Origin of the sequence: Halomonas campaniensis (assembly GCF_002211105.1) — a bacterium.
GTDB classification, from domain to species: Bacteria; Pseudomonadota; Gammaproteobacteria; order Pseudomonadales; family Halomonadaceae; genus Vreelandella; species Vreelandella campaniensis_A.
Genome location: NZ_JPUA01000034.1, coordinates 462,368 through 483,949 on the forward strand (window position 1 = coordinate 462,368; position 21,582 = coordinate 483,949).

General features: G+C 53.7%; 18 protein-coding genes. 12 read left to right on the forward strand and 6 right to left on the reverse strand.

The window, feature by feature from the left end:
* Positions 1-119: 119 nt before the first annotated feature.
* The 6 genes from JI62_RS14535 (at position 120) to JI62_RS14560 (ending at position 7,312) form a co-directional block, all read left to right on the forward strand.
* The gene (locus tag JI62_RS14535; protein ID WP_088700827.1) at positions 120-1,361 is read left to right on the forward strand and encodes an MFS transporter; all 1,242 of its coding nucleotides are present in this window, start codon (positions 120-122) and stop codon (positions 1,359-1,361) included.
* Positions 1,362-1,435: 74 nt separating this feature from the next.
* Positions 1,436-1,990, forward strand: a complete 555-nt coding sequence (locus tag JI62_RS14540; protein WP_088700828.1) for a sigma-70 family RNA polymerase sigma factor — start codon at positions 1,436-1,438, stop codon at positions 1,988-1,990.
* A complete protein-coding gene (locus tag JI62_RS14545; RefSeq protein WP_088700829.1) occupies positions 1,991-3,016 on the forward strand; it encodes a FecR domain-containing protein in 1,026 nt (341 codons plus the stop codon). It begins immediately after the preceding gene.
* A gap of 94 nt (positions 3,017-3,110) precedes the next feature.
* Positions 3,111-5,588 carry a TonB-dependent siderophore receptor gene (locus JI62_RS14550; RefSeq protein WP_088700830.1) on the forward strand — a complete coding sequence of 826 codons (2,478 nt, stop codon included), beginning with the start codon at positions 3,111-3,113 and terminating at the stop codon, positions 5,586-5,588.
* Between the two features lie 47 nt (positions 5,589-5,635).
* Positions 5,636-6,532: an ABC transporter substrate-binding protein gene (locus JI62_RS14555; RefSeq protein ID WP_088700831.1), complete on the forward strand. Its 897-nt coding sequence runs from the start codon at positions 5,636-5,638 to the stop codon at positions 6,530-6,532.
* 174 nt (positions 6,533-6,706) lie between these two features.
* On the forward strand, positions 6,707-7,312 hold the full coding sequence (locus JI62_RS14560; RefSeq protein ID WP_088700832.1) for a LysE/ArgO family amino acid transporter: 606 nt from the start codon (positions 6,707-6,709) through the stop codon (positions 7,310-7,312).
* A 54-nt stretch (positions 7,313-7,366) separates the two neighbouring features.
* Here the strand turns inward: JI62_RS14560 and uxaC are convergent, their stop codons facing one another.
* The 4 genes from uxaC to JI62_RS14580 all read right to left on the reverse strand — a co-directional run bounded on the left by uxaC (position 7,367) and on the right by JI62_RS14580 (position 13,112).
* Entirely contained in the window at positions 7,367-8,776 is a 1,410-nt protein-coding gene (uxaC, locus tag JI62_RS14565; RefSeq protein WP_088700833.1) for a glucuronate isomerase, read from the reverse strand.
* Positions 8,777-8,850: 74 nt separating this feature from the next.
* On the reverse strand, positions 8,851-11,226 hold the full coding sequence (locus tag JI62_RS14570; RefSeq protein WP_088700834.1) for a TIM-barrel domain-containing protein: 2,376 nt from the start codon (positions 11,224-11,226) through the stop codon (positions 8,851-8,853).
* A 61-nt stretch (positions 11,227-11,287) separates the two neighbouring features.
* Positions 11,288-12,586: a TRAP transporter large permease gene (locus JI62_RS14575; RefSeq protein ID WP_088700835.1), complete on the reverse strand. Its 1,299-nt coding sequence runs from the start codon at positions 12,584-12,586 to the stop codon at positions 11,288-11,290.
* Between the two features lies 1 nt (position 12,587).
* Positions 12,588-13,112 carry a TRAP transporter small permease gene (locus JI62_RS14580; RefSeq protein WP_088700836.1) on the reverse strand — a complete coding sequence of 175 codons (525 nt, stop codon included), beginning with the start codon at positions 13,110-13,112 and terminating at the stop codon, positions 12,588-12,590.
* A gap of 234 nt (positions 13,113-13,346) precedes the next feature.
* Between JI62_RS14580 and JI62_RS14585 the strand changes: the two genes are divergently transcribed.
* From JI62_RS14585 to uxuA, 4 genes are read left to right on the forward strand one after another with little or no spacing between them, the layout of a single operon-like run.
* On the forward strand, positions 13,347-14,330 hold the full coding sequence (locus JI62_RS14585) for a TRAP transporter substrate-binding protein (protein ID WP_088700837.1): 984 nt from the start codon (positions 13,347-13,349) through the stop codon (positions 14,328-14,330).
* A gap of 23 nt (positions 14,331-14,353) precedes the next feature.
* Entirely contained in the window at positions 14,354-16,195 is a 1,842-nt protein-coding gene (locus JI62_RS14590; protein ID WP_088700838.1) for a glycoside hydrolase family 2 protein, read from the forward strand.
* Positions 16,196-16,213: 18 nt separating this feature from the next.
* On the forward strand, positions 16,214-16,942 hold the full coding sequence (locus JI62_RS14595) for an FCD domain-containing protein (RefSeq protein WP_088700839.1): 729 nt from the start codon (positions 16,214-16,216) through the stop codon (positions 16,940-16,942).
* A gap of 42 nt (positions 16,943-16,984) precedes the next feature.
* Entirely contained in the window at positions 16,985-18,151 is a 1,167-nt protein-coding gene (gene uxuA, locus JI62_RS14600) for a mannonate dehydratase (RefSeq protein ID WP_170938561.1), read from the forward strand.
* Positions 18,152-18,238: 87 nt separating this feature from the next.
* Here uxuA and ltaE read toward each other — a convergent pair whose 3' ends face one another.
* Positions 18,239-19,246, reverse strand: coding sequence for a low-specificity L-threonine aldolase (gene ltaE, locus JI62_RS14605; protein ID WP_088700841.1), 1,008 nt, complete (start codon positions 19,244-19,246; stop codon positions 18,239-18,241).
* A 287-nt stretch (positions 19,247-19,533) separates the two neighbouring features.
* Here ltaE and JI62_RS14610 point away from each other — a divergent pair, with 287 nt between their 5' ends.
* Complete coding sequence (locus JI62_RS14610; protein WP_240513259.1) at positions 19,534-20,595, forward strand: NAD(P)/FAD-dependent oxidoreductase; 1,062 nt, start codon at positions 19,534-19,536, stop codon at positions 20,593-20,595.
* Positions 20,596-20,682: 87 nt separating this feature from the next.
* On the forward strand, positions 20,683-21,234 hold the full coding sequence (speG, locus tag JI62_RS14615; protein ID WP_088700842.1) for a spermidine N1-acetyltransferase: 552 nt from the start codon (positions 20,683-20,685) through the stop codon (positions 21,232-21,234).
* A gap of 82 nt (positions 21,235-21,316) precedes the next feature.
* On the opposite strand, the gene JI62_RS14620 is transcribed toward speG, so the two are convergent.
* A partial coding sequence (locus tag JI62_RS14620; protein WP_170938562.1) for a M48 family metalloprotease occupies positions 21,317-21,582 on the reverse strand: 266 nt, incomplete at its 5' end.

The following is a 21,582-nucleotide window of genomic DNA, read 5'->3' on the forward strand; positions in this document are numbered from 1 at the left end:
CAGGCCGGTGAGCTGCGTCAGGCACTGCTGGCGCAGGGTTTCGAAGTGTGTGAGGCGCAGCCGATTGCGCTTCCCATGGCGCCTGCCACGGCTCTGGTGGCGCGTAGGAGGACGAAATAATGCGCGCTCTGACCGCCCGGCAACTGGCGTTCGGCTGGCTCCACTTCGCCTTGGCGCTGCCCAGCATCTATCTGCTGTTGGGAATGCCGCTGGTGCTGCGCGAGCAGGGTTGGAGCGGTACCCAGATTGGCCTACTGCAACTGGCGGGCCTGCCAGCGGTGCTCAAACTGGTGATGGCGGTTCCCGTTGAGCGCTGCCGCCTGGGTGGCGGAGGCTATCGCGCCTGGGCTGGCCTGCTCGGATTGCTGTTGGGCTTGGCGTTGCTAGGGTTAGCGTACGACTTCCCACTAGCGCAGCCGCCACGTTTCTATGCCTGGGTGCTGCTGATCAGTTGGTTGGCGACTTGGGCTGATGTGCCCGTGAACGCGCTGGCGATTCGCTGCCTGCCCGCCGAAGAGCGACTACGCGCCGGGGGAATTCGTTCGGCGGCGCTGTTTCTGGCTGCGGTGGTGGGCGGTGGCCTGCTGCTGGTGCTGCACCAGCGAGCGGGTGGGGCGGCCCCCTTCGTGCTGATGGCACTGCTGCTTGTGGTGGGGGGCATCATGCTAGGCGGCATGGTGGTGACTTCAGAGACAGAAAGCGAACCACATGCCTCGGCAGAACTGCACTTTTTGCCACGTCATCAGGGTGGGGTGCTGAACTTTTTCCGTCAGCCCGCCGCCGGTGTCTGGGTGGCGTTGTTGATGATGCTCTTCCCTTTCGTCGGCGCCGGCTGGGTCTACCTCAAACCGCTGATGCTCGACCTTGGTATGCCAGCGGAGCAGGTTGCCTGGTGGGTGGGGGTAGGCGGTGGAACGGTGGGCGCCCTGGCTAGCCTGGCGGGGCAACGTCTGGCGATGGGGGTTGGCATTGGCCGAGCGTTGCCGCTGTTCGCAGGATTGGGAGCACTAGCCTTGGCGACCTTGGGGCTGGTGAGCCACATGGGGGCCGGGCAGTCGCTATGGTTGCTGGGAGCGGGCCTGATCGCTTGTGCCATGGGAACGCTATCGGGGCTGATGTTCGGCCTGATGATGCATTTCGCTCGTGCAGGGAACCGGGCGCTGGATTACGGCCTACAGGCGAGCCTGTTTACTCTGTCGCGTTTGGCTGTACCTGTGCTAGCCGGTATTTTGCTAGACCGGCTGGGCTACCCGGCTATGTTCACGGCGCTGGCGCTAGGCATGGCGGCGGTGACGGTGATGGCGCTGCTGAGGGGTAGTATTTTGCAGGGTGCCATATCAAAAAGTGGAGAGGTTCGTTGAGCACTGTGCATTGACACTGTCTGTGAATTGAAAAAGAATAAGAATCATTTTCGTAGAAGTGAGGCACTTTTTATATGGCGGCGGCACCCCGATCAGCCGAGCCTGCGGCTTACCATACCGGCTGCCGAGACTCCCTCGGTGAGCTGTATCACCACCACCAGCCCTGGCTGCAGCAGTTGCTCAGCCACCGGTTGGGATGCAGTGAATCGGCGGCGGATCTGGCGCAGGATGCGTTTGTGCGGTTGCTGAAAACGCCCCGCCACCTGGATAGTTTCGACGGTGCCAGGGCCTATCTCAGCCGTATGGCCAAAGGGCTGTGCGTGGATCATTGGCGCCGCCAGGATATTGAGCGCGCCTGGCAGCAAGCCTTGGCAGCCAGCGCCGAGGCGCATTTGCCCTCTGCCGAACACCAGCAGATCGTCATCGAAACACTGTGCGAAATCGACCGCATGCTGACGCGGTTGCCTGAGAAAGTCGCTAGCGCCTTTTTGGCCTCCCAACTGCACGGCAAACCCTATCGGCAGATTGCTGAAGAGCTGGGGGTTTCCGAACGCATGGTTAAAAAATATATGGCCCAGGCCATGCTGCAGTGCGCGTTGATCGAAGCAGGCTTCGAGGCGAGCCTCTGAATGGTTTCTGCGGCTAACGCCGATGAAGCCGCCAAGCGTCGTGCGTTGGCGGAGGCTGCCGAATGGTTTGCCGAGTGGCAAGCGGGTGAGCTGTCGGCCACCGAGCGTCAACGCTGGCAGGCATGGCGGGATGCCAGCGACACCCACCGTTGGGCCTGGCAGCAGGTGGAAGGTGTTAGCCGCCGCTTTACTGACAATCTAAACAAGGATGAGCGGCAAACCGCTGACAGCGTGATTAGCATAGCGCGACAGCGGCGGCGGGGGCGGCGCCACCTGTTGGGTGGGCTGGCAAGCCTCGCGCTGGTCTCTGTACTCACCGCAGCGCTCTGGCAAAGCACACCGTTGCCACGACTAGTACAGCAGTGGGGCGCTGATTATCACACCGCCACCGGCGAAATCACTCACATCGTGCTGGAGGATGGCACCCAGGTCTGGCTGAGCAGCGCCTCGGCGCTGAATGTCGATTACGACCAAGAGCAGCGCCGCTTGGCGCTGGTGACTGGCGAGGTGCTGATAGAGACCGGCAAAGACACCGAAAGACCGTTTTACCTGGATACCCGCAGTGCGCGACTCACGCCCTTGGGCACGCGTTTTAGCGTGGGTGAGCAACCATCAGGTGAACTGCTAGCGGTGTTTGACGGTGCCGTGGCCATCCAGACCCTGGGCGATGCTCAGCATGCGAGCCAGCGGCAGGTGGTCACTGCCGGGCAGCAGGCCCGCTACGCCGCTGACCGCATCGGTGAGCTCACCCCCGCCGAAGGCCGCCGGGAAGCCTGGGCCAACGGCATTCTGCTGGCCGAGAACATGTCGCTTAAAACCTTCGCCGCGGCGCTTAGCCGCCATCACCGTGGCCGCCTTGAAGTCGACCCGACGGTGGCGGATCTCACGCTGCTCGGCGCTTTCCCGCTTGATGATCTAGAGCGCACCCTGAACATGGTCGAGACCACGCTGCCGGTGCAGGTGCGTCGGGTAATGCCCTGGTGGATCAAAATAGAGGCAGGCGAAGCAAGCTCCAGCGAGGAATAAAAAAGAGCAAAAATTGGTTTTCTGGTTCCCCTTTTTCGTCCTGGTTCGATTCCCCTTTATAAGCACTTAAAACGTATCTGGAAGGGGAACCGACATGCTCCAACAGCGCACTGCATTTCAACCGCTTACTGCCAAGCACCAACCGACGCTTAACCGCCGCGCCTTGGCGCTGGCAGTTCATCTCGCCGCCGCCGGACTATTGGCCGTACCGCTGCTATCGCAGCCTGCCATGGCACAAGTCACCCAGCAGCAAGCACGCCACTATGATATTGCTGCTGGCCCAGTAGGCAGAGTGATCAATCGCTTTGCTGCGGAGGCCGGTGTCTTTATCAGCGGCGCTGGCGAGCTTGGGGAGGGGCGTCAAAGCCCTGGTTTGCAGGGAAATTATGGAGTAGAAGAGGGCCTAGAACAGCTGTTGGCAGGCACGGGCCTTGCGCCAGTGCGCAATGCCGATGGTAGCTACCGGCTGGAAGCGCGGGCTAGCAATGAAGCGTTGCCGTTGCTTCAAGTGAAAGCAGAATGGTTGAGCCCTTCGCCCGTGGGGCCGGATTATGGCTATCGGGCAGAGCGCAGCTTAACGGCTACCAAAACGGATATAGCCCTTGAGGATACGCCGCGCACGGTGTCGGTCATCACACGTGAGCGTATTGAAGATCAGAACCCGCGCACGCTAAGCAATATTCTTAGTTATGTGCCCGGTATTTCGTCGAGTGATTTTCCTGTGGGCGACGGCCTAGCAGGGGATATTTTCTTTATTCGTGGTATGAACCAGCGCGACTACGGCTACGGCACCTACCGCGATGGCCTGCGCGTTCAACCCAATGCTTATTCGACTTCCGCTGAGCCCTATGGTTTGGAGCGCGTCGAGGTATTCAAAGGGCCAACGTCGGCGCTTTACGGTGAAAACGTACCGGGTGGGCTGGTCAATCTAGTAAGCAAGCGGCCTACCGCTGACCATGAGGGAGAAGTAAACCTTAGTTATGGCAGCCATAACCGCCGCCAAATCTCGACCGACGTTTCTGGCCCGCTGAACGCTGATGGGTCGGTACAGGGGCGTGTTGTATTCCTGCACCGTGAGTCGGATACCCAGATCGATAGCGTAAATGATGATCGCACCTACATAGCCCCTTCGTTGACGTTTGAGTTGAGTGATCAAGACCGTCTGACGGTGTTGGGTATGTACCAGAAAGATGATAGCGAGTTGCAATTAGGCCTTCCTGCGGCGGGTACGCTACTCGATCATCCTTCAGGTACGCTAAGCAATAGTACCAATCTAGGTCACCCTGAATGGGACACCTTTGATCGTGAAGTCTGGTCGCTAGGTTACGAGTATGAGCATGCTTTCAATGATAGCTGGCGTTTCCAACAAAATGCGCGCTATTTGCGTTCCCAGGTGAACCGTCAGGAAGTATGGTGGAGCTACCCAGGCGATGGATATGATGACGTAGTGGGTGCTTACGGGCGTGATCGCGATAACGATAGCAAAACGCTGGCGATTGATAACCGAATAGTGGGTAAATTTGGTAACGATGTTGTTGAGCACACCTGGCTCGCTGGGTTTGGGTATGACCGAACCTCTTTTTCGCAGACTCAGGACGTGGGATTTAGCACGCCACAGCTGATCAATATCTTTAACCCGCAGTGGAGTTCGCCGCCACAAACGTTACAGCGTTCTGAAGATGGCGAGGATGTGCAGGAGTTAACTGGCATTTACTCCCAGTTGCATAGCCAAATGGGTGGCTTTATTGCCCAAGTGGGCGGGCGCTTTGACTCTGCTAAGACAGAATATAATAACTATCTTGCTCCCGGCAGTGACTTCTCTGTGAACGATGAGGAGTTTAGCTGGCAAGCGGGTTTAATGTATCAATTTGATTCCGGCTTATCGCCCTATATGAATTATGCCACTACCTTTGTGCCTGCGCGCCAAGTCTCCGTTACCACTAACGAACCGCTAGAGCCAATTACTGGGCGCCAGTATGAGTTGGGCCTGCGCTACGACGTCCCTGACACGGATACCGCGATTACGCTTTCGACCTACGATATCGTGATGAAAAATGACATTAACTACGACAGCGCTATCGGTGGTTACCGCAATGTGGGGCGTACCGATTCCAATGGCGTCGAGTTAGAGTTGGTCAGCGATATTAACGAAGCGCTCAGTGTCGCCGTCGCTTACACCTACACCGATGCACGTATTGTTGAGGATGTGGCATTTCCCCGTTATGAAGATAATCAAGTAGCCGGTGTGCCCCGCCATAAAGCATCCCTGTGGGCCAACTACGAGTTCCTGGAAGGCGTTATACAGGGCGCTGAAGTAGGATTAGGGGTGCGCTATTTGGGGAGTTCTAACGCCTACCCTGACGCTAGCCTCGCCTACGGCGATACGCTGACCACCCAAGCGGTGACACTGGCTGACCTTTCCCTAGGCTACGCCTTGGATGCGAACTGGCGGGTAGGTCTTAACGTGGAAAATCTATTCGATAAGCAGTATGTGGGAGAGTGCAACAACGCCGCACGCTGCTACTGGGGCACCGACCGTACTGTTCAAGGCACGTTGACCTTTCGCTATTAACGCTGGTTTGATTGAGCTACCCCAAGGTAACTAGGCATGTCGCACCCATGAAAAAGGCTACGTGCGTGCTTTTGTCCGCCATGCTGCTGATGGCCTCCACACAGCTGTTTGGGCAGGGAGAGGCACCTTCTAACCCGGCCGTAGTCACACTAGACTATGCGATTGCTGAAACATTGCAAGCCCTGGGAGCACCGCCCCAAGCCGTGGGCGGTCTCTCAGGTTATCGCGTATGGTGGCGCGATCCCCAAGCGCTTTCCACCGTTATGGAGTTGGGTAGTCGCCACTTACCTAACCTCGAGTTGATACAAGACATTGCGCCTTCGCATATTCTGATCTCACCACCGGCTCATGCCAACTTAACCCCCCAACTCAGCCGTTTGGCAACGTTAAAAGAGTGGGTGGTTTATGAGACATCGCCTGCGCTACAACAACGGCTTAATAACTTAACGACGCAGTTAGGCGAGCTAACGGGTGACCAAGCCCATGCTGACGACTACCTAAGAGACATTGAAGCGCAATTTGAGGCGTTGGCAGAACAGCGTAAACATAGTGAACGAAGCGCTCACTCGGTAGTGTTAGTGAGCCTAATGGATGAGCGCCACGCCAGGGTATATGGCCCAGGCAGCCTGGAAGGATTAGTGCTGGAGCAACTGGGTATCAACAATGCCTGGGAGGGTGAAGTCAATCGCTGGGGGTTTGCCACCGTCACCGCCGAGCAGCTATTTGGCCTTGAAGGCTGTGTGATCATGCTGGAAAGCCCTTACTCCGTCGAAGGAACGCAACAAACCTTGCTGGAGCAGGGCATATGGCAGCACTGGCCCGCCTTAACTAGCCAGGACACTACCACGTTAGCCGTAGATTATTGGCATTGGGGAGGCTGGTCATCGGCACTACGTTTTGCCGAATCTCTTGTTGAGATATTAGGCGCTAGCGATGCGCCTTAGCTCGTAGGCGCTAACCTCTTACTCACTATGCGTTATTTCTAAACAATATAGATGGCCTCTCTATAAGAAAAAATAATACCCTATTAGTAGGATGATTTTGGCTTATTCATGCTCCCCATTATCTTAGTGCCAGATTAATCAACACGACGATATTCTGACACTGGGAGCTAAGCAATGTGGGAAAGTTATATCACCGGGCTGGTGGTGTGCGGCGGGATTATCATGGCGATTGGGGCGCAGAACGCCTACATTCTGGGGCTGGCGATTCGTCGCGAGCATCACTGGTGGTCGGCGGGGCTGTGCATAAGCGCGGATATTATTCTGCTCACGGCGGGTATGTTTGGTGTGAGCGCCTTCCTGCTGACGATGCCCAGCGCTATGGAAGTCATGCGCTGGGTGGGCGTGGTGTTTTTAAGCTGGCTGGCGGCGCAGGCGTTGTGCCGAGCCGTTAGCGGGCGGCAGGGGTTAAGCGCTGAAGCGGGCAAGGCGCGTAGTTTAACCAAAGTGATTTTGGCCACCCTTGCCGTCACCGTGCTTAATCCTCAGGTGTATCTGGATACGCTGCTGCTGATACCTGCCATTGGCGCTCAGCAGGAGAGCGCCGGTGTGTTTGTGGCGGGGGCCTCTACCGCGTCCATACTCTGGTTTAGCCTGCTGGCCTGGGGTGGTGCCGCGCTCTCGCCTTGGCTTTCAAAACCTATCGCGTGGCGCACTATCGATGGCCTGATTGGCTTGATGATGGCGGGCATCGCCTTTCATCTCGCCTTTAATGCTGGCTGAAATAGCTCTCTATTATCGCTACGGTCGTATCGATACACGCATCTTCTTAGGCCTTTACCCCGTGAACCAGCGGCGGGCGTTGTGGTAACCGATATCCGCAATGATCTCATCAAGCAGTTTGTGATCATTTGGCGCTAACCCTTCGGAAACCCAACGCCCGACGATACGGCATAGCAGCCTTCTGAAATACTCATGTCGGGGAAAGGATAAAAAGGATCGGCTGTCCGTTAGCATGCCGGTGAAGGTAGACAACAGGCCCATTTGCGCCAGATGGTTCATTTGGTTTTCCATGCCGTCAAGTTGGTCATTGAACCACCATGCAGTCCCCGCCTGTACCTTGCCTGCTATGCCACCGCTTTGAAAGTTACCCGCCGTGGTGACGATGATGGGGTTTTTACTGGGATCCAGCGCATAAAGAATTGTTCGCGGCAGCTCATTGGTGCTATCCATGCGATCCAGCAATTTGTTTAACGGCTCGGCGATGGGCTTATCTTGAATGGAATCAGCCCCTGAGTCGCTGCCAGCTGAGCGGAATATTTGCGTACTGTTATTGCGCAGCGGCCCGATGTGCAACTGCATAACAAGGTCTGCTCGAGAGTATGCGCGGCCTAGTTCTACCAAGACAGCCATACGGAAGCTCTCGGCTTCGTTTGGCGCTAAGGCTTTACCCTGGCGGCCTTTTTCCAAAATGGCATCAAGCTGGCTAGCGCTTAGCTCATCGGCCTGTTCTAGCTGCCCAATACCGTGGTCAGCGGCACGGCAGCCGTTGGCAATGAAGTACTCCAAGCGATCCTGGAGTGCGCTGACCAGCTGCTCGAAAGTGTTGATGGACTGTCCGGTCAGACTCTCCAATTTTTCGATGTAGGCACTGAACCCTGCGCCTTCGATGGCCAGCGCGCGATCCGGACGAAACGTAGGCACCATGGTAAGCCCATCTTTGTGTGGCGAGGCAGCAAACGCTTGGTGATGCTCAAGGCTGTCGAGTGGGTCATCGGTGGTACCAATGAGTTCGACCTTCATTTTCCTTAGCAAGCCCTGGGCGCGGAACTCAGGCTGGCTCAGCATTGCTTGCGTGGTTTGCCAAATCTCCTCTGCGCTGTCGCCGTTGATCAACTTGCCCTCATCACCAAAGTAGCGCCACAGTTCGAGGTGACTCCAGTGGTGCATAGGGTTGCCAATTGCCTTAGGCAGAATCTGGGCAAACGCCTGAAACTTCTCTTTGTCTGTTGCGTTGCCGGTAATGTGAGATTCAGGGACGCCCGCCCAGCGCATCACGCGCCACTTATAATGGTCATGGCTCAGCCAAAGGTCACCCAGGTTGTCCCAGGCGCGGTTGTTGGCCACTTCTTCGGGGGGCAGGTGGTTGTGGTAGTCAATAATAGGTAAGTCCGCCGCCACATCATGGTAGAGGCGGCGTGCTGTCTCTGTATCCAGCAAGAAATCAGCATGTAGATAATTATTCATAGGAAAGCCTTCTGGTTTAATGTCTCAGCGATTTCGGAACGAGCAAAAGAGCCAAAGTATTGTGTGAGCACTGCTCACGGCGCTTCTCCCACGGTAATCCACCCATCCCGCTGGATAATTTGGCCGTCATAACTTAAAGGGCGGTTTTCACCTGCGGGAAGCACAATGTTGAGCTGTGAAAACGGCAAAGGCATATTGCCAGCATGACTGATTTGCAGTTCCAGGCCATGCTCATCGCCGCTAAGCAGCAGAGAGGTAACGCAGTGTGGGCTATCTTTGCTCTCGCCGTCATCGTCATAAATAAGTGAGGTGCAGGAAAAAGCCCCAGGCTGGGGAAACAGTGCCAACGTTCGGCCAACCTGCGCCTCCGGCGTTGCTTTCATGGCTTCATTAGCAAGCGGCAGTATTGATCCCGCCTTAACAAACAGCGGCATATCCGCCAATGTAACCGGCTTCTCGAACCAGGTTCCAGGGGGATGCAGTTGGCCTGTCCAGTAGTCCCACCAGCCTGCATGGTTGTCGGGCAGATAGATACGCCGCTTATCTGCACCTTGCTCAACCACAGACGCCACGAGTAGATCCCGCCCTAGAAGGAAGTCGTCGGTGTCTGCATAGGTCTGTGCGTCATTCTCATGGTCGAGAAAGGTGGGCCTTAGCATGGGTTCGTTGTTGTTTACTGCCTGCCAAAGGCAGGTATAAAAATAAGGCAGCAAGCGGTAGCGGAATTGGATAGCGGCTCGGATGCCTTCGGCAGCGCTGGGGTGCGTCCAAGGCTCGGTCACAGAGCCATCGTTGTTCCAACTGTGAATGGAGAACCGGGGATGAAATATGCCGTTCTGAACCCAGCGGAGTAAAAGCTCCGGGCCAGGTTGAGGGCCAGCAAACCCGCCTACATCATGCCCAATGTTGTAAATGCCCGACAGCGACAGGCCCAGCCCCATGCGGATATTCCAGCGCAGGCTCTCCCAACTGGTTTTGTTGTCTCCCGTCCAGGTCTGGGCAAACTGTTGCAGGCCAGCACAGCCTGACCGGGTCACCACATAGGGCCGATGTTGAGGCGCGTGTTGAGACTGTGCTTCCCAAGAGGCATGAACCATCAACAGCGAATGCAAGGGCCGTATCAACCCCACTTCGATCTCTTCACCAAAACCAACGCAGCGAGCGCCATGATCCCACACTTCAAATTCGTTGTTATCATTCCAGGTGGAAGTGATGCCGAGGTTCAGCAGTTGTTGCGTGACGTTCTCTTTCCACCAGCTGAGCGTATCGGGGTTGGTGAAATCAAGGTGAGAGCCTTCATCGTCCCAGAAGCTTGAAAGCTCCGGCTGGTCAGATTCACTGTCTTGGATAAATAATTTATTGTTTGCCACTTCTGCGTAGCGCGGGTGGTTCCTTAACAAGCAGGGCTTGATGTTGGCGATCAATCGCACCCCGGCATCATTAAAGGCTTTGGTCAATGCGGCGGGGTCAGGAACTTTGTCGTTATTCCAATGAAACACATAACGCTTATCTTCAATGGAGGTGTAACCCGACGAAAGATGAAAGCTGTCGCAGGGGATCGCCTCGTTCTCCAGCTTGCGCAAAAAGCCGATGAGCTGATCCTGAGCGTCGGGTGCATCGGTATAGGCCATGGTTGAACCGGAATAGCCCAGCGACCAGCGCGGCGGAAATGCCATCCCTCCGGTTAATGCCAGCTGGCTTTTCACCAGGTCTAGAAGCTGTGGAGACCAGCGGAAATAGTAATCCAGGTCGCCATCATCGGCGGTAAAGGAGCGATAAGGGGCGTGGTAGTTATCGAGCTCCTGCCCTATGTTCAACACACAGGTGTTCAAAGTGTCGTAGAAGAGACTAAAACTGCCGGTGGACGCGGTTTGGGTCAGGGTGAACGGCAGATGTTTATACAGCGGGTCGGTGCACTCTGCGTCATATCCCATGGCGTCTAAACTGCGCATTTCGAAACGCCGCCCCGTCCGCTCCAACAGCCCGGCTTTTTCGCCCAAGCCATAAACCCGCTCATCGGGGTGTCGACGTAAAAAGTGGGCGTGGGCATGGTTCTTAACGCCCAGCATATAAGCGCCCGTGGGTCTGTCTTCAGTTAAATACTTCCAGCCTTCATCCACGAAGGCTTCCCACCTAAAATGCAGCGGCTGAGAGACGGTGAGGCGTAAGGCATCGGTCTCGATCTGCAGCTGGCCATCCGACCACCCAAGCTTGTACGTGGGGCAACTGAACCCCGTCAGCGAATCACGTGGGCGGCCCTTTGGTAAGGTGTTGCCATCCGGGTTTATCGTCCATGAGCGGTTAAGACGCCATGCGCCGTCCTTTAGCAGCCGCACTCGAAACAATGTGTTGTCGAGAATGTTGATGCAGATTAAATGTCTATCGTGCACTCTCAGTTGCACTGTGGTGTCGTCGTGGTGCTCCAGGCGCCAGTCTTTTAAGGTTTTCATTATTTATCCTTTGATTCCTGAATTCAGGATTTAACGGTGGTCATCACCTGGAACCAACCCGTTAATAACCTAAAATAAGCTGGGGCAAAAATAAGCTGATTTGTGGAACGAAGGTCACCAGTAGAACAATGGCTATCAAGACTAAATAGAATGGCAGGATGGGTTTCATCACTTGACCAATACTCACGCCACTGATGGAGCAGCCGACAAACAGTGCTGAGCCCACTGGCGGGGTACAGATACCGACGCAGAGATTGATCGTCATGATGATGCCAAAGTGAACAGGGTCTATACCGATATCCTGCATCACTGGCATAAGGATAGGGGTGAAGATAAGCAGTGCCGGTGTCATATCCATAAAGGTACCAATCACCAGCAGTACGACGGTAATGCACAGTAGAATGATGATCGGATTATCGGATATGCCGATCATAAATGAAGAGATCGTTAAAGGTATGTCGCCGAACGCCATGGCGCGGGACATAGCAATGGAACAGCCGATTAAAAATAATACAATAGACGTTGTGACGACCGAGTCGATAAAGATCTTAGGAAGATCCGTTACCCCTATTTCTCTGTACCAACATAAAGACAGGAAGAGTGAATAAGCAACGGCGATCGCTGAGGCTTCGGTCGCCGTAAAGACGCCACTAATAATTCCGCCAATCACCACCACAATAAGGCCTAAAGGCAATATCGCCCGGCGTACTGCTGATTTAACTTCAGCAAGGGAGGGTTTCTCCGCGACGGGGTAGCCCTTTCTTTTAGAGATAATCCCAGCCATCACCATCAGTGATAAGCCCATGATGATGCCGGGGAGATAACCTGCCAAAAAAAGCGCGGCTATCGACGTGCCGCCAGTAATCAGCGAGTAAACAATGAGTGTTGTGCTGGGGGGAATCAACAGACCCGTAGGACACGAGGTGACGTTAACGGCTGTCGAAAAAGCAGGATCATAACCCTCACGCTTCTGGATGGGCGCCATCACGCCCCCAACCGCCGCCGCCGACGCAACGGCTGAGCCGGATAAAGCGCCGAACAGCATATTGGAAATGATATTGACGTGGGCAAGCGAGCCGGGAAGTCTTCCGGCAAGCACTTGAGCTAAATCGATAAGGCGAAGTGCGATGCCGCCACGATTCATGATGTTACCAGCCAAAATGAAGAAGGGGATGGCGATTAACGTAAAGCTATCAAGCCCAGACGCTATTTGCTGGGCAACAATGCTGAGGGATTGGTCGACGCTCATGAACAACAGGAAGGTGAGTGTCGCAGATACGCCAATCGCGAACGCAATGGGTATGCCTAAGACCATTAAAAGCGCGAATGACCCAAAAAGCACCAGGACGGTTATATTCATACTAATCTCTCTCTTGTGGGGCAGGTGCTTGTTGCGGATCAATAGTGAAGCCGCCCTCCGACTTAGGGTTGAGCCAAACCCGCCCTAAAAAGATAAAACAGTAAAAAATGATGATCAGTCCGGAAACAGGAATGGGGCCATATACGTAGCCCATGGGGAGTCTCAGCGTGGGGGTGATTTGGCCTGATGCCAGCGTTCGGGAGACCATTTGCCAACCGCCCCACACCATCACAAAGAAGGCAAAGCCAGCGACAATTAACAGTATGAGTGTGTTAAGTAACTGACGTGAGCGGCCGTTTAAGGCAAGAGGCAATATATCAATGGCGAGGTGGCGAGCTTGGCCAAAGGTATAGGCGCCGCCCAAGAGTGCCAGCCACATAAACAATAAGCGTGCGATTTCACTTGTCACTGTGCTTGGTGTGCCTAGTACGTATCGGGATAACACCTGCCACGTCACACTGACGACTATAATCAACAGTATTAAAAACACTGCCGTGCCAAGCACATAGTCCATTGCGCGTTTCATACCTAGACCTCTGGTTTTATTTTTGTGTATCGGTGACTAGCTCCTTACTCTCTAGTCATTATGCAGAGCGTCGCTTCTACTCCAAAAGATGTCAACCAATTTGTCTTATTGGTTGACATGATATGGTCGGTAAGCCATCTTGCATCTGTCACCTAGAAAGTGAGTGCCTCGATGACGGTCGGCTTTCACAACAACAGTCACACCAATAATCACAACAAGTAGGAGAAACAGCTGATGACAACAAAAGCTTTGCGACATACGGCTCTAATCAGTGCGGCGCTGTTCGTGTCAGCGGCCTCAGCTCACGCCCAGACGCTTCGGTTGAACCACAATAATCCTGAAGACCATCCTACTCATGTCAGCATGCAGTACATGAGTGAGCGTCTTTCAGAGCTCACCGATGGTGAACTGGATATTCGTATTTATGCCAACGCACAGCTTGGCTCGCAGCGTGAATCCATGGAGTTGGTGCAAAACTGTACATTGGATATGGCGCGCAGCAATACGGCCGAACTGGAAGCATTCGAGCCAATGTATAGCGCCATGAATCTACCTTTTATTTTTGAAAGCGAAGAGCACTTTGAACGGGTCATTAACGGAGATATTGGCCAAGATATCCTCAACGCGTCAGGTGACAAAGGATTCATAGGGGTGGCCTTTTTAACCGAGGGGGCCCGCTCCTTTTATGGCGATCGCGCTATTCACTCCCCGGCAGATCTGGAGGGTTTGAAAGTGCGTGTGCAGCCTAGCCCATCCGCTATCAGAATGGTGGAGCTACTAGGAGGTAGCCCGACTCCCATTGATTGGGGTGAACTCTATAGCGCGCTGCAGCAGGGAGTGGTCGAGATGGCAGAAAACAACCCAACGGCCCTGACGAACGCACGTCATGGTGAGGTAGTCAGCCATTTTTCGCTTGATGAACATACCATCATTCCTTCTGTGGTCGTCATCTCCAGCTGCGCCTGGGATCGTATGTCGGAGGATCAGCAAGCGGCGATGAGGCAGGCGGCATCAGAAGCTCAGGCGTTCCATTCCGAGTCCTGGAATAAAGCGGCAATGGCGGCATTGGAAACCGCTGAGACTGAGATGGGGGTTGAGATTAATGAAGTAGATAAAGCGCCCTTTATTGAAGCGGTCATGCCTATGCACGATGAAGTGGCCAACCAATCTGCTGAGTTGGCCGACCTAATCAGCCGAATTAAGGCAGAGGCTAACTAAAACCGCTGCAGGGGAGGTGGGCGATGCTAGAGCGATCATCCTTGGCTGAGAATGCCCTAACGTCGTTACATGACGAAGAGTATGACGTGCCGTTGAATCTGCAAAATCTGAACCACTCCACCATGGTGTTCACGAAAGGCCGCACGTCGACGTCGCTGAACGGCCATTGGAATTTTTGCGTGGATTTGCTTGATACAGGTCTGCGTCAAAAATGGTATGAAATGCAGCCGGCCAACCCTGTCGATCGCGTTGAACCCTGGGACTACGACCCCTATATGGGTGAGTCCATCCCGGTGCCCTCAAACTGGGCCATGCTAAAGGAAAAATGGTACTTCTTTGAGGGCAGCGCCTGGTACACCAAAAAGCTGACCCCAGAGCTTTTTAAAAAACGAGATAGTGACGCGGAATCAGGCCATCGCTACATTCTTAGAATCGGTGCGGCTCAGTACGACTGTAAAGTATTTCTTAACGGAAAATTCCTAGGCAATCACTATGGCGGCTCGACTCCCTTCTACGTGGAGCTGACGGATGACCTGGCCGAAGAAACCAATTGGCTGATGCTGTGTGTCAATAATACCCGTACGCTGGATCGCGTACCGATGCGCAATACAGACTGGTTTAATTACGGTGGCGTTTACCGCGAGGTCGAGCTATTTAGCCTACCCCGAGAATTCATTCGCGATATGTTCATTCGCCTTTCTCAGGATGGAAGGGCGATAGAGGTTGATGTAGTTGTTGATAGAGCTGTTGATAGCGCTGTTGATAGCGCTGTTGATGGCCCCAGCATTCACCATGCTTACCTTGAGATACCTGAATTAGGCATTTCTCAAAAGATTAGCATTGAACAGGGCAAAGGCACCTGCCGAATAGCAGCAGAACCAGAGCGATGGTCGCCTGAAAACCCACGCCTATATGAAGTGGTGCTGACTGCTGGCGAAGATCGTATCACTGACAATGTCGGATTCCGTTCAATCGTTCGCCAGGGGGTCGATATCCTCCTAAACGGTGAGCCTATCTGGCTACGCGGCATTTCTGTTCATGAAGACGACGACACCCTCGGGAAAGTGACGTCCGATGAAGACATTCGCAGACGGCTCGCCCATGCGAAAGAGCTCGGGTGTAATTTTCTTCGCCTAGCGCACTACCCCCATCATGAACGCGCAGCTGAACTAGCCGATGAGATGGGCTTTTTACTGTGGCAAGAAATTCCCGTTTACTGGGCCATTGACTTTGATAATCACAACACGCTTAAAGACGCTAAAAACCAACTCATTGAGTTAATTAAGCGTGATCGCAATAGAGCTAGCGTCATTATTTGGTCGATTGGTAACGAGAATCCAGATACGGATAGCCGGCTCTCTTTTATGCGTGACCTGGCTGAAACAGCACGCCTAAATGACCCCACGCGCTTAGTCGCCGCAGCGTGTCTGATTAATCATGCAAAATTGAAAATTGAGGATCGGTTAGTCGACCATTTAGACGTTATAGGCATTAATGAGTATTACGGTTGGTACGATGAAAACTTCGACGACCTGTACGCCATCGGAAAAAATTCCGACCCTGATCGCCCCGTCGTCATTTCTGAAACGGGGGCGGATGGCGATAACTCATCTCAAGGCCCGTCTGAAGGCCTGTTCAGCGAAAAGTATATGGCGGATGTGTACCGGCGGCAGATCGATACGCTGCAAAAATTAGCGTATATCAAAGGTATGTCGCCTTGGATTTTATACGATTTTAGAGTTGAGCGAAGACAAAATATCTTTCAGAGAGGGTTCAACCGGAAAGGGTTGATTGCTGCTGATAAATCTACAAAAAAAGAAGCATTTCATGTTCTAGCTTCTTTTTACCACTCTATAAAAGATTAAAAATGGAAATGAAATCTAATGCATAAAGGTTTACGGCGTTACCAAGAGCTGGCTCGCGACTTAAAGATTTTGATTCAGCAGAAAGGGTATAAAGTCGGCGATCGTATTATGACTGAGCGTCAGATTTCAGAGGCTTTGAACGTGGGCAGATCCGCAGCGCGCGAAGCCATACTCATGCTTGAAATTGAAGAGCTGGTTGAAGTGAGGAAAGGGTCTGGCATCTATTTGCTTTCCGACAGTCGCTCGGTAGCACAGCCTGTTGTGGATGATATAGGACCGTTTGAACTGCTACAGGCAAGGCAGCTGTTGGAAAGCAGCATCGCCGGCTTTGCCGCGGTATCAGTCACCAAAAACGATATTGTACGTATGCGAGAAGCGCTTGATATGGAGCGTAAGGGCATTGAAGAAAAGAATAACGACTACTCCAGTGATGAGCTATTCCATCGCCTGATAGCAGAGGCGACGCAAAACAGTGTGCTGGTCGATATGGTTTCTGAACTGTGGGCCAAAAGAGACCAAAGCTTGATGTGGGCCAGACTGCATGAGCGGATATTTGATACTAACTACCGAGAAAAATGGCTAAAGGATCATCAGGATATTCTCTCTGCACTGCAGCTAAAAGATGCCGAAGGGGCGCGTAAGGCGATGTGGACTCATTTAGATAACGTCCGAGACACCCTAATGGAGCTTTCCGACGTGGAAGATCCGAATTTTGACGGCTATCTGTTTAACAAGAGCACGATTTAATAAGAGCATTATTTAACACTATTAATACGGGGGAGAAGATTGATGAAACATACATGGCGCTGGTTTGGGCCGGACGATCCAATCAGCTTGTCGGATGTACGACAAGCGGGCTCGACTGGTGTTGTGACGGCTCTGCATCACTTACCGAACGGTTGTGTGTGGCCCTTGAGTGAAATCATGGAGCGTAAAGCTATTATCGAAGCTGCTGGGCTTGAGTGGACAGTAGCAGAAAGCATTCCGATACATGAAGATATAAAGACTCACGCCCATGGTTGGGAAACACTGGCTGATGCCTGGGCAGAAAGTGCCATTAACCTTGCCGAGGCTGGCATAAAAACCATCTGTTACAACTTTATGCCGGTTCTTGATTGGACCCGGACGTCCTTGCGCCATGAGTTACCTGATGGGGCCTTATGCTTAAGGTATGACGCGCTTAGCGTCGTCGTTTTTGATTTGCTTATACTGCAGCGCCCCGGCGCAGCGTCAGATTATGACGAGAAAACGCAGGAATCAGCCCGGGCTCGCCTATCTGAAATGAACGCAGATCAGGTTGAGGAGCTAACGAATACTATTATTGCTGGCCTACCCGGCGCTGAAGAAAGCTACAGTCTCGATAGCTTCAGCGAGCGGCTCGCTGCCTACAAAGACATTACCGCCGAGGTTTTGAGAGAAAACCTCGCTTCGTTTCTCTCAAGAGTTATCCCAAAGATAGCGCATACCGGCGTTCGATTAGCGATTCACCCAGACGATCCACCGTATTCTCTGTTCGGGCTGCCGAGAGTGGTCTCAACCGCTCAGGACTTAAGAGATATTGCGACTATGGTTGATTCGCCGGTAAATGGCTTCACGCTCTGCTCTGGATCACTGGGCGTACGAGCTGATAACGATGTGCCTGCAATATTGCAAGAACAGGCGGATAGAGTTCACTTCTTACACTTACGCAATACCACCCTGGAAGCCGATGGGGCCAGTTTCCACGAAGATGCCCATTTAGAGGGTGATACCGATATGGTTCGCCTGGTCGATATCATTCTGGACATTGAAGCAAAAAGGGGCGAACAACTTCCCTTCCGCCCAGACCATGGTCATGCGATGTTGAGTGATTTGCGCAGCGACTTTAAGCCTGGCTACCCGGCAATCGGGCGTTTGCGCGGCATGGCGGAAATTCGTGGTGTTGAGCGTGCACTTCGATTCAAACGAGGAGATTGAATCAACATCTGAAGATAAACCGTTAATGGTTTTTCCAGCGTGGGCTAATAGGCATATTCAGTTGCGTTTCACCCACAGGTCTCGCCTTTAATGCCGGCTGAAATACGCCTCCATCACCGCGATGACCTTGTCGATATCTGCGTCACTAATATCGCGGTGAGTCACGAAACGCGTGGCATAAAGTAGCTCAATCAAAATGCCGTGCTCTTTTAGCCAGGCGGAGAGCGGCTGAACGTGTTCATCGGGGAAGTGTGCGAATACCATATTGGTTGCTTGTGAGGTAATTTCGACGCCAGGCAGCTTCGCTAGGCCCTCTGCCAAACGCGCTGCACGGCGGTGATCGTCGGCTAGATCGGCCACGTGATGGTCTAATGCATGCTGGCAGGCGGCAGCGATAATACCTGATTGGCGCATGCCACCGCCCACCACCTTGCGCCAACGCCGGGCACGGTCGATCAATGCTTGTGAGCCCACCAGTGCCGAGCCCATGGGCGTGCCCAGGCCTTTTGAGAAGCATAGCGACACGCTATCAAACGGCATGCACAACTGCTTAAGCGAAGTATCGGTAGTGACTACCGCATTAAACAGTCTTGCTCCGTCCAGGTGGGTTGCTAAGCCTCGCTCGCGAGCCAGTTCGGTGGCGCTCAATACGTACTCTGCAGGCAGTACTTTGCCGCCAATGGTGTTTTCCAGTGCCAGCAGCTTAGTACGCGCAAAGTGAAAGTCGTCGGCTTTAATGGCAGCCCTGATTTTTTCCAGCGGCAGCGTGCCATCGGCGGCGTTTTCAATCGGCTGGGGCTGAATGCTGCCCAAAACCGCTGCACCGCCGCCCTCATAGCGGTAGGTGTGAGCTGATTGCCCCACAATGTACTCATCGCCCCGCTCGCAGTGGGCCATAAGCGCCACCAGGTTACTTTGTGTGCCGCTTGGGAACAGCAGCGCTGCCTCTTTGCCAGTCTGCGCGGCTAGGTTTTCTTGAAAAGCGTTGACCGTTGGGTCATCGCCCCAAACATCATCACCCACCGGCGCGGTTAGCATGGCATCTTTCATGGCGGGGGAGGGGCGAGTCACCGTGTCACTGCGTAGATCAATCATGCGGAACTCCTTTTTGAGCCTTAATTCAACCAATAAGGGCAGCCACTTAGGCACGCTTTATCGAGCAAGTTGTCAGGAACCATCTATGGTTAACAGCATACTGCAAGTCTCTCTAGCATAGGCAACCCGATGGATCTAAAAAGTGGTTATCCCTTTTGGGCGGTAAAGAACGGATTGTTGAAAACCTTTCCTCAACTGACTCGCGATCATCAATGCGAAGTTGCTGTGATTGGCGGGGGGATCACGGGGGCATTGATTGCTGATGAGCTGAACAAGCAGGCCACCACGTGGTGGTGCTTGAGCGCCGGGATGTGGGGTGGGGCAGTTCCGCTGCCAGCACCGCGTTGCTGCAGTACGAAATCGACACCCATATGACAGAGCTAGCCGAGCGCTACGGGGAAGCCGATGCAGTGCGTGCTTACCGCGCCTGTGCCGAGGCCATTGGCGAGCTTGAGTCCTTGGCGGCAGGGCTTGGCGATGTGGATTTTGAACGTCAGCAAAGCCTTTACTATGCCAGTAATGAAGAGGATGTTGCGTCCCTCAAGGAGGAGTTGGCGCTGCGCCAAACGCACGGGTTTGAAGCCGAATGGATGGAGCGCGAAGCTATTTTGGCAGAGTACGGCTTCGTGGCACCCGGCGCTATTCTTACGCAGCTAGCCGCCTCTGTTGACCCTTACCGTATGGCGTATCAACTGTTTTCCAGGGTGGTTGAGCGGGGAGGGGAGGTGTATGACCGCACACAAATGGAGACGATGGTGCCGGATGCTGAAGGCGTGACACTCACGTTGGCTAATGGCGCCAGGCTACGTTGTCAGAACGTCGTGATGGCGGCGGGGTATGAGTCGCAATCTTGGCTGCCAGAAAAGGTGGCCATCAACCGCAGTAGCTATGCGCTGATCACTGATCCGTTACCGCCAGAGGCATTGGGTAAACTACGCAACACCATGGTATGGGAATCGGCGCGGCCTTACCTCTATATGCGCACTACCCGTGATGGACGACTCCTCGTGGGCGGAGACGACGACGACGAAGATATTCCCAAGCGCCGTGACGCGCGGGTAGAGGAGAAGGCGGAAGGGCTGGCAGCTAAAATAGAGGCGCTATGGCCTAAGCTCGATATCAATCCTACCTTCTCCTGGGGCGGCACCTTTGCTGAAACCGACGATGGCCTGCCGTTCTTCGGCCCTCATGAGGCCCTGGGCAGCCGCGTTCATTTTGCCATGGCCTACGGCGGTAATGGGATCAGCTATAGCATGATTGGCGCCAAGCTGCTGCGAGCGCTTATTGAAGGAAGAGAACATCCCTTGGCGGAGCTGTTTTCGTTTAGACGCCTAGCTAAAATGACGTGACCTAACTGCGGCAGCCGGGGGGTGGAAACAGTAGCGAGCAAGTGTAAATCGCGTATTCTTAACGGATACTCATAAGGATAGCGGACAATGGGTCACATACTTTATTTACGTGCACTGGAGCGCAACGACCTGCGCTTTGTCCATGAATTAAATAATAACCAGAGCATTATGTCGTATTGGTTTGAAGAGCCTTACGAGTCATTTGATGAGCTGGAGGAATTGTATAACAAACATATTCATGACAACGCCGAGCGGCGATTTGTGGCGGAAGATAGCCAGGGCCATGCCATTGGCCTGGTAGAGCTGATTGAGATCGACTACATCCATCGTAGTGGCGAGTTTCAAATCATTATTACCCCGGAACATCAGGGTAAAGGGTTTGCCCGTACGTTAATTCGCCAAGCACTGCACTACTCGTTCACGATCTTAAATTTGCACAAGGTGTATCTCATCGTGGCAGTAGATAATGTCAAAGCGATTCATCTTTACGAGGAGAGTGGCTTTATAGAAGAGGGCCACTTGGTGCAGGAGTTCTTTATCAATGGCAAATACCGTGATGTAAAGCGAATGTATATCCTGCAGGACACTTACCTAGCGCAACTGTCCGAACAGCAAGAAGAGAATGGTGAGTGGGCTTAGTGGTGTTAAGGCAGAAATCTTTCAATACTCCTGCCAGTCAACACCTTGGTTAACTTGGCAGGAGTACCAGAGGGGCTTAATCTTACTGGAACGAAGCTTCTAGGCGCTCTGCACGGTCACCCGCTGCTGGGTGGCTGGAGAAGAGGCTACTGTCGTTGCCGTATTTGGCTTCTATCTTGCGTAGAGCTGCAACGGAAGCCTCTGCATTCAAGTCGTGGCGCTGCATTAGCTCAATGGCATAATCATCTGCTTCATTCTCCTGGCGTTGCGAGAACTGAGCATTGACAAGCTTTTCGCCCAGCTCACCAAGCTCAGAGCTAGACAGTGCGGCAGCGGTGTTGCTGGCGC